Genomic DNA, 2,631 nt, shown 5'->3' with positions numbered 1-2,631 from the left:
TCTAAAGAGAAACGGTATGCGTTAAAGCCTAACTCTTTATATAAGTCAAAGTCTTCCTTGTATCTATGATATGCATCAATACCATTCTTAAAGTCTGAGAACTTACCTGTGACTGTTAAGTCACATACTGCAGGAACTTTTCCTCCTTCAGTATATCCACCTTCACTTTGATGAGCAGTCACTGCACCACCCCATAAGAAATCTTTTCTTAGCATCTTTATTAGCTCCTTTATGTATATTCTTATTTCATTCTATTAAGGATATACTTGAATTTCAAGGAACTAACGCTTGAAAAGAAAAACTATGGAAATGGTATACCTTCATCTTCATCATCAGGACATTCATACTGTGAACTTTCTCTTTTAATTCTATGGTATTCTTTAATGACTAAATCAATAGATTCATATCTACTTACCTCTCTTTACCTATAAAATATTTCTCTCTTATTTTCCCTTTATTTGTACTATACTATTAACAGGGGGGGTGACGTATATGAATCCAATACTACTAAGAAATGATGGTCCTATAGAAAATGATATCAAGCCTTATTGTTTAGATGGTAAAGATATAAAGACGGCTTTGGAAGATATCAAGAATAGTCTTCTTTTTTTATCTGACAAAATCGAAGGTGAAGAGGAAGTAAAAGTGATAGAATTACTCACCAATCTTATTTATTTAAGAAATAGCATATCACCAAAGTTTGTGAAATGTACTAAATCAGAGTTAGACAAGTTATATAAGAATTATAAAGTAGAAGTAATCTCTGAAGATTGTTTTTCTAAAGTGAATTCTAATAGAGATTTTTTAAAAGAAATAAATGATCGTACTGATTATATTTTCTTCAATAAGAAACGTAAACTTACTACTCGTATAAAAGTTTTTGATGAAGAGAAGTCTATTGAAAGACAACGTGACTACGAAAAGGAAGTAGATGTAATATTAGATCCAGATAAGGTCTATTCTCCTATTGATATGAATAATCGAGTCAATGAACTCAGTTATCAAGAGTTCTTAAGAAAAAATATTATCTATAAATTAAATAGAGTGCCTCTTGATCGTATGTTAAGTTTGAAAAAAGATAATGATATGTTTGCTGATTGTCCTTACTTTTATGATATTGATGTATCCAATATGTTCCGTAGAAAGTACAAAACAGCAGAATATTATAGTGTATTCAATGAATATCATAATAGAATCAATAATATGTTAGATCAGCAGAAAGATGACAAGTATATCCTTGATCAAGACTCTTTATTACGTAAGAAACAATATAATGGTTATGTTGTATTTAAAAGTGATGATAAGATGACTGCTAAGGATAAGGCTTCTTTATTCTATGATATCTGTTCTGAAATCGATCATATCTTAAAGGGTGTACTGTATACTTATAAGTTAAGTGAAAGTTTACTTTATAATAATGATATAGTTGTGGATGAAGAAAATATTTCTGTTGAGTTCTTTAAGAAGTTCAACTATTTTACTACTATGTATGATTGGGAAGAATTCAAGGATATTGAGAATAAGCCTAAGAAGGTGGATATTTTGAATGCATTTCTTTATTCTTATATGCTTGCATGTAAAATAAATAAAAAAAATCAAGAAGAGAATAAAGCAATGAAACAAAAACATAGTAAAGAACCTTCTAATATCAAATTTCCTGAGTTAAAGAGATTAGATCCTGGTTCTAAGATGTATGATAAGTATAATTGTGAGTTTATCCGTGAACTTGCAGGAGTTTTTGAAAAGGTCTTAGGATTAAATAGAGCTGAATTAATTATAAAATTTTCAATGTTGTATACGATTCCTCTTATTAAGAGTTATTATGATGAACTCAAAGATTTGGAAACTGGGGAACTGACTGCTTCAATATCAGATTCTAATAAGATGACAACAAGAAATATGAAACAATTAAAAACGATTGTAAAACAGTTAAGAAAGCAGTTGATCAGATTAGGTTATATTTATTTTACTTTCTTCCGTTTTATAGATAGTAAGAATTATAGAGAATACGATATTGGTTTTACTAACTTTCTAGAATATATCAACTTCAACATAGAATGTGATGAACCAAAGAAGTGGTATCTGTTGATTATGGGCTTCTATAAGGACTATACAGAAGAACATAAGGATTTGATTGTATCATTCTTTAAAATGCCTTCTCTATGCAGTATATTAGAATCCTATTTTGATTTATGTGAGAAGCTTTATTTGATTTGTGATTATATGAATGAGAATCCTTTTAATACAATCATGTTGTCAAAGAATGGTACAACCATCTATGATTATAAAAAGAAAGATTGGATGGGAGGATTCCAAGATCTATTAAGTAGAAATATGGATGAGATTCTTAATGAGAAAGGTGATGAGTCATATGAGCGCTGATTTAGAGATGGTTAAAACATATATTAAGTACTTAAAATCATTTTGTCCAACACCTGAAGAAAGAGAGTTTCTAGAGAAACATAAAAAGGATATTCTAGAGAATGATTATTATCATGCTTTAGTGAATGAGTCTATTAGAAAGAACAATTATAATGAAGAATATTATAAGAAGAAAGAACAATTCAAGGGTATTGAGATTGTTGAGTCACTTACAGAAATGATTGGTTCTTTTGTGATTGATGGATTAAA

At 29.0% G+C, this 2,631-nt stretch carries 3 protein-coding genes; 2 read left to right on the top strand and 1 reads right to left on the bottom strand.

What is annotated here, in order from left to right; translation table 11 throughout:
* Window positions 1-215, bottom strand: a 215-nt coding sequence (locus tag B2S90_RS04680; protein WP_286696614.1) for a family 1 glycosylhydrolase, incomplete at its 3' end; no start/stop codon positions are given.
* A gap of 277 nt (window positions 216-492) precedes the next feature.
* Between B2S90_RS04680 and B2S90_RS04675 the strand changes: the two genes are divergently transcribed.
* Window positions 493-2,382 carry a hypothetical protein gene (locus tag B2S90_RS04675; protein ID WP_286696613.1) on the top strand — a complete coding sequence of 630 codons (1,890 nt, stop codon included), beginning with the start codon at window positions 493-495 and terminating at the stop codon, window positions 2,380-2,382.
* Window positions 2,372-2,631 (top strand): hypothetical protein (locus B2S90_RS04670; protein WP_286696612.1); only part of this gene is annotated, 260 nt, incomplete at its 3' end. The genes B2S90_RS04675 and B2S90_RS04670, both read left to right, overlap by 11 nt.

The organism is Catenibacterium sp. UBA627, from assembly GCF_002299355.1.
Lineage (GTDB): Bacteria > Bacillota_I > Bacilli_A > Erysipelotrichales > Coprobacillaceae > Catenibacterium > Catenibacterium mitsuoka.
This window is presented reverse-complemented; position numbering and strand designations above follow the sequence as displayed.

Excerpts from the sequence above, each read along its gene's own strand:
- B2S90_RS04675 (WP_286696613.1), top strand. The coding sequence starts at position 493 with ATGAATCCAATACTACTAAGAAATGATGGTCCTATAGAAAATGATATC.